This is a genomic window from Paenibacillus forsythiae T98, assembly GCF_000520735.1.
GTDB lineage: Bacteria > Bacillota > Bacilli > Paenibacillales > Paenibacillaceae > Paenibacillus_AQ > Paenibacillus_AQ forsythiae.
In genome coordinates this window covers 1-5997 of sequence record NZ_ASSC01000363.1, presented here as the reverse complement: position 1 = coordinate 5997, position 5997 = coordinate 1, and the positions used below count along the sequence as shown (strand labels likewise).

5 protein-coding genes are annotated in these 5997 nt (G+C 56.5%); all 5 read left to right on the top strand.

What is annotated here, in order from left to right; translation table 11 throughout:
* The coding region (locus tag L692_RS0111655; protein WP_025700026.1) for a helix-turn-helix transcriptional regulator at positions 1 to 1104 on the top strand (1104 nt) is incomplete at its 5' end.
* Between the two features lie 274 nt (positions 1105 to 1378).
* Complete coding sequence (locus L692_RS0111650; RefSeq protein WP_025700024.1) at positions 1379 to 3253, top strand: glycoside hydrolase family 32 protein; 1875 nt, start codon at positions 1379 to 1381, stop codon at positions 3251 to 3253.
* A gap of 100 nt (positions 3254 to 3353) precedes the next feature.
* Positions 3354 to 4286 carry a carbohydrate ABC transporter permease gene (locus L692_RS0111645; RefSeq protein WP_025700021.1) on the top strand — a complete coding sequence of 311 codons (933 nt, stop codon included), beginning with the start codon at positions 3354 to 3356 and terminating at the stop codon, positions 4284 to 4286.
* An 11-nt stretch (positions 4287 to 4297) separates the two neighbouring features.
* A complete protein-coding gene (locus tag L692_RS0111640; protein ID WP_025700020.1) occupies positions 4298 to 5137 on the top strand; it encodes a carbohydrate ABC transporter permease in 840 nt (279 codons plus the stop codon).
* Positions 5138 to 5174: 37 nt separating this feature from the next.
* On the top strand, positions 5175 to 5997 hold an 823-nt coding region (locus tag L692_RS0111635), incomplete at its 3' end, for a carbohydrate kinase family protein (protein ID WP_036723322.1).

The window sequence follows — 5997 nt, the reverse complement described above, 5'->3', positions numbered from 1 at the left end:
CAGCAGCTTCAGCTCGCCCCGCTGGCCACGGACGGCTTCAAAGCCCGTTTCGCTGCGGTGGAGATGCGGGTTCCGCCGGACCGGCTTGGTGTGACCCGGGAACGCAGGGATCTGATGAATCTCGCCTTCCAGATGCTGTGCAGGGAGACGGCCTCGCGCCGGGAAGGCATCTATCCGTTCCCGGAGATTGCGCACTCGTCCATGATGTACTTCCTGATCGTGATGAGGGATGGCATGCCGGAGAACAGCGCGGAGAAATTCGTCGCCGAATTGAAACGGAATATCGCCGAATATCTGAATGTGGACAGTGTGGCGGGGATCGGGGAGAAGACGGAGGGATGGACCGCCTGGAAGAATGGCTTTGCCTCCTGTATGCTGGCCTGGAGCCGCAGCACGGTGCATGAGCACAAGGAGAGCGGCCAGACCGGGCTCCTGGAGCTGACGAATGCTTTCACGCCCGAAATGGAGCGCAAGCTGGTCAAGGCTATCGAGAATCTCGATATGCCCGGGTTTCGCCGTCAGCTGCAGGCCGTCTTCTCCACGGAACGGGACACGCCGGTCTTTGCCTTTACCTTCCTCGCTCTCCGGCTGCTGCTGCTGTTCAGCTCGGTGGCGAAGAAGTTCGAACTCGGCGATTCATCCTTGCAGAAGCATTTATGGAACTGCCAGATGACCATATCGGATTTTCAATCCAGGGAAGGGATAATGGGGCAGATCGACGAGCTGGCCGGTCTTGTTATGGAGGAGGTCAAGAAGACGCGCTTCTCCAGCGGCCAGCATATCGTGGAGGCTGTCCGCCAATACGTGGAGGAGAACTTCTGTTACGAGCTGAATCTGTTCTCCCTGGCGGATATGTTCCACTTGAACGAAACGTATCTGTCGGGCCTGTTCAAGCAGCATGTGGGCGTGACCTTCAGCGATTATGTCACGGGTCTGCGCATCGCAAAGGCCGAGCAGCTGCTGAGGGAGAATGAACTGAAGCTGACGGACATCGCCATGCTTGTCGGCTACTCCAGCTCCAGCTATTTCAGCACCTGCTTCAAGAAGGCCTGCGGCAAAAGCCCGAAGGAATACAGGGAGGACTATTTATTAAACGGGCGGTGAGGCGCCTTGCGCGCTATAGCGGGACCGCTTGCATGACCGCGCTGCTTTATACATCTCAAAGAGCCGTACCTTAAGCGGATGAACCGCCGAGGGGTACGGCTTTTTTTGCCGTCTGCTCCGCATGGGCGCCCGCTCTTGCAACCGTCCCCGGAAGCGGGTCAAAAAATTGAAAGTCAATACCCGATGATATTGAAATTTTTAAGCCTGCCGGTCGTCTACAATGAAAGCGTACAAGGAAGCTTATATATAGAAACCCAAGATAGGAGAAGACGGCATGAGCGAAAAAACAAAAAAGCTATTATGCCTGATGGCTCTGGCTATGGCGCTGGTTATGGCGGTAGCGGGCTGCGAAAAGGGAGGCTCGTCCAAGGGCGGAGAGGCGGAAAGTGAAAGCACGCCAAATGAAGCAACGCCGGCGCCTTTCAAATTCAGCCAGGACCCGAATTATTACACCGAGCTGTATCGGCCGCAGTATCATTTGTCTCCGGAAACGGGCAATCTGAGCGACCCGAACGGAATGGTCTTTTTCGAGGGGGAGTATCACCAGTTTTATCAGAATAGCGGACAATGGGGGCATGCGGTCAGCACGGATCTCATTCATTGGCAGCATCTGCCGGTCGCGCTGCTGCGCGATTCGCTGGGAGAGATCTGGTCGGGCAGCGCCGTGGTAGATTGGAAGGATACGAGCGGTTTTTTTGACGGCAAGCCGGGCCTGGTTGCGATATTCACCCATTTCAAGGGCGGATTGCAGTCCCAGAGCATCGCCTACAGTTCCGACAAAGGGCGGACATGGACCAAGTATGAAGGAAATCCCGTCATCCCGAATCCCGGCCTGAAGGATTTCCGGGACCCCAAGGTGTTCTGGTATGAACCGGGGAAATCGTGGACGATGGTTGTCTCTGTAGATAACAAAGTCAGGTTCTATTCCTCGCCCGATCTGAAAAAGTGGGAGATGACCGGCGAATTTGGAGCGGATCAGGGCTCGCACGCCGCAGTATGGGAATGTCCGGACCTGTTCGAGCTTCCGGTGGAAGGCACGAAGGAGAAGAAGTGGGTGCTGGCCGTGAGCATCGGCAACAACCCGGCGACCAAAGGTTCAACCGCGCAGTATTTCGTCGGATCGTTTGACGGCAAGACCTTCACGAATGAGAACGAGCCCTCCAAGGTGCTCTGGACCGACTACGGGAAGGATTTCTACGCCGCCGTTTCTTACTCCGACATTCCCGAAAGTGACGGCCGGAGAATTTATACCGGCTGGATGTCCAACTGGCGCTATCCCTTCAATATGCCGACGGACCCGTGGAAGGGCAATATGTCGGTGCCGCGCGTCCTGACGCTCAAAGAGGTTCCGGGAGAAGGGCTGCGCCTGGCGCAGCAGCCGGTCAAGGAACTGGAAGCCCTGCGCGGCAAGCCGGTGGAGATACCGGCGCAGGAGCTGCAGGCAGGCTCGAATCCCTTCTCCGCGCTGCTGGGCACCTCCTATGAGCTGGACGCGGCTTTTGAGGTTGGCGAAGGGGCGGAGCTGGGCATCAAGGTAAGAAAAGGAGGCGGCCAGGAAACGGTCATTTCCTATAGCGCCGCTTCCTCCACGCTGACGGTCGACCGGAGCAAATCGGGCGACAGCACGTTTGAGCCGGGCTTTGCCGAGAAGGTGGAAGCGCCGCTGAAGCCGGAGAACGGGACCGTCAAGCTCCGTCTCTATGTGGACGAATCCACGCTGGAGGTGTTCTCGGGTGACGGAACCACGGCAATCTCCAGCATTATCTTCCCGGATGCCACAAGCAGCGGCCTGGAGCTGTATCTCTTGAGGGGCAGCGCGAAGCTGGAAAGCGCGGCGTTCTACCCGCTGAAGTCCGTATGGAGGGACGAAGCGCCCGATGGGGCGCAGCCGCTGCGGGTCGTGCTGAATAAGGGCAGCATAGATGTGCCGGTCGGAAGCAGCGCGCAGACGATTGCGGGAGTGCTGCCGTATACCGCGCCCCAGAAGCTGGTCTGGGAATCGTCCGACGAGACGGTGGCCAAGGTTCTGAGCGAAGGAGGAACGACAGCCGTTGTCAAGGGAATCAAGGAAGGGCAGGCGGAGATCAAGGCGCGGACTCCGGACGGCAAAGTCTTTTCCGTGTTAAGCGCATTCGTTTACAAGCCATAGCCATTTAATAAAAATAACCCGCCGCGCGGGAACGCATCCCTGCAATTCGCTAAACAGCCTGGCCCGGGACGCGGCGGAAGGATTGGAGATGAGGTAACCTATGGCAAGCACCACAACAGCCGCCAAACCGGCGGCGAGCACTCTGCCGAAGAAACGCCGGAATTCCTTTTTGAAAGGCGAAGAGATGACCGCATGGTGGTTCGTGCTTCCTTCGTTCGCCCTGCTGATGATCTTTGTGTTCTACCCTATGCTGCAGGCGTTCATTATCAGCTTTCAAAATTATAATCTGGTCGGCGGCACCCGCAGCTTTGTCGGTCTGGACAACTACAAAACGCTGATGACGGATCAATCCTTCCTCGCCAGCCTTAGACATTCATTTTATTTTGCAATCATCGTCATCCCGATTCAGACTTGTATTTCACTTGGAATGGCGCTCTTGATTCAGAAGAAGGTCGCCGCAACCGGCCTGTTCCGGACGATCTACTTTATCCCGGTTGTGGTCTCGACGGCGGTGGCCGCGACGGTCTTTAAGCTGATCTACAACAAGGAATACGGTCTTCTGAACAATTTCCTGGAGCTTGTGCATCTGCCGACGACGAACTTCCTGTCCAATCCGGACACGGCGATGAACGGGGTCATCATGCTCGGCATGTGGAAAGCCGTCGGGTTCTTCATGATTATCTTCCTGGCGGGCCTGAACAACATTCCCCAGGATTTATATGAAGCGGCCAGAGTCGACGGCGCAAGCAAAATTCAGCAGTTCTTCCGGATTACGCTTCCGCTGCTTAACCGCACCACGGCTTTTGTCGTAATTATTACGACCATCGACGCCATCAAAATTTCCGGCCTGGTCTTCGTTCTGACCAACGGCGGGCCGAACGGAGCAACTGAAACCGCAGTCTTCTATATTTATCAAATGGCGTTCAAGCAAATGCAAATGGGGTATGGCACAGCGGCGGCGTTCATCCTGTTCGCGATCGTGCTCGCCATTTCGCTGGTGCAAATGAGACTGTTCCGGAATCAGGATTACTAGGAGGGAAAGAGATGAGCCGTATTGCAAGCTTTGTCAAATATACCATAATGATCATCCTGGCCATCGTGTCGATCATTCCGATCTTTTGGATGATTTCAGGGGCGTCCCGTCCGTATGAGGAATTGTTCAAATATTCGAACAGCTTCAATATCCATTTATTTGTGCCGGTTCACCCTACGCTGCAGAACTTTAAAGATGTCATTTTCAACGAACGCAATCCGTTCCTGACTTACATCGGCAACACCCTGTTCGTTGCTTCCATCGTTACGGCGCTTGTGCTGTTGATCAATGCCATGTCCGCCTTCGCGTTTGCCAAGCTGCGTTTCCGGGGCAAGGCGGTCGTGTTCGCCCTGTTCATGTCAGCCATGATTATTCCCGGGGAAGTAACGCTCGTGCCCAACTATCTGCTCATGCATAACTTCGGCTGGCTTGATTCCTACAAAGCGCTGATTATTCCTTCGATGCTGTCCGTATTCGGTATTTTCCTGCTGCGGCAGTTCTTCGCGGAGATTCCGGACGAAATTCTGGAGGCGGCAAAAATCGACGGCGCGTCGATGCCGCGCACCTTTCTCCGAATTGTTCTGCCCGCGACGGTGCCTCCTTTGATCACGCTGGGACTCATGACGTTCCTTGGCAACTGGGATTCCTATTTGTGGCCGCTGATCGTCATCAACGACGACAAGAAGCAGATGATTCAGGTCGCCATAGCCGCCTTCTCGTCGGCAGAGGGAACGGACTGGTCGAAGATTCTTGCGGCGAGCACGATCTCCACCGTGCCGATTCTGATTATTTTCTTGTTCCTTCAACGTTATTATATCCAGGGTATTACGATGTCGGGTGTGAAGGGCTGATGAGGCCCATAAACCAATTCATAGACAGGGGAGTTAGATGATGACTTACGATGCGGTAGCGATTGGCGAATTTCTTATCGATTTCACGCCTGGAGGCACCTCTCCGGCGGGTAATCCGCTGTTCGAGCGCAATGCGGGAGGAGCGCCGGTGAATGTGCTGGCCGCTCTTGCCCGGCTCGGCAAGAGAACGGCCTTCATCGGCAAGGTGGGCAATGATCCGTTCGGACATTTCCTGCAGGACACGCTGAGACAGGAAGGGATTGACGACAAAGGGCTGGTGTTCACCGACCATGCCCATACGACGATGGCCTTTGTCCACCTGGGGGAAGGCGGAGAGCGGTCGTTCCACTTCTGCCGGCAGCCCGGAGCGGACGAAGCTCTTGCCTTCGAGGAAATCGATGCCTCGCTTCTCGGCGGGGCCAGGGTCTTCCACTTCGGCTCGGTCTCCATGACTTCCGAGCCGTCGCGCGGCGCCACACTGGCCGCTGTCAGGGAGGCGAAAGCGCGGGGCGCCTGGATCACTTATGATCCGAATTGGCGTCCGGCGTTGTGGCAGGACAATCAGCATGCCAAGCAGGCGATGGAAGAGGGGCTTAAGGAGGCGGATGTCGTCAAGGTGTCGGAGGAGGAGCTGTTCTTCCTTACCGGAGCGGACGGGCTGGAGGCCGGCGCGCAGCTGCTGATGGAGCGCTTCCCGGTGAAGCTTCTGCTTGTGACGCTCGGTGCGGAAGGCTCCTATTACCGGACCCGGACGGCCGAAGGCAGAGCAGCCTCCTACCCGGTTGCCCCGGTGGACACGACCGCAGCCGGAGATGGCTTCATGGGCGCGTTCATCTACGCGCTGCTGGAGAATGACCGGC